Raw genomic sequence first — 457 nt, 5'->3', positions numbered from 1 at the left:
CGGTCGCGCCCAGATTAATGGCATCTTCCAGCGCGAGGCGTTCAGCGCTGCGGGCGGTGTGGATAGGGGCAGATTGCGCAGACCTGCGCGGGGTGGGTGAGGTCATGGCAGAACTCCTAATGCTGATTAAATCCGCTTCCCTGTCGCTAAACAGGGTGGGCGGGACTGTGCGGGTTAGCGAACCGGGCATTAGGAACCGGCAGGGGTTGCCCCCTCCCACACAGCCCGCCCAGAACAAGGCTTGCCATGTGTTGCGCACTAAAAAACCGCGGCTATCCAAAGACGGCGCGGTTTCTGTGCGCCTAATGCCTCGGGTCGCTAAACCCGCGTCACCACAAAACGCGGCGACGGGGTTAAGGATAGCGGTGGTGGTGAGATTGTCAAGAAGCATTTTTCGCCTCCTTCTTGGTCTTTGCGGCGGGCAATGGCCGGTGCAAAGGGCAAATGCTAGACTCGC

1 protein-coding gene is annotated in these 457 nt (G+C 60.2%); it reads right to left on the bottom strand.

Annotation, left to right across the window (positions count from 1 at the left end; all coding sequences use genetic code 11):
- A partial coding sequence (locus AXE65_RS13540) for a hypothetical protein (RefSeq protein WP_153015399.1) occupies positions 1-391 on the bottom strand: 391 nt, incomplete at its 3' end.
- Between the last annotated feature and the right edge of the window lie 66 nt (positions 392-457).

It is taken from the genome of Ventosimonas gracilis (assembly GCF_001580025.1).
Taxonomy (GTDB): Bacteria; Pseudomonadota; Gammaproteobacteria; order Pseudomonadales; family Pseudomonadaceae; genus Ventosimonas; species Ventosimonas gracilis.
The sequence above is the reverse complement of the archived record's forward strand: the minus strand, read 5'-3'. Positions and strand labels throughout refer to the sequence as shown.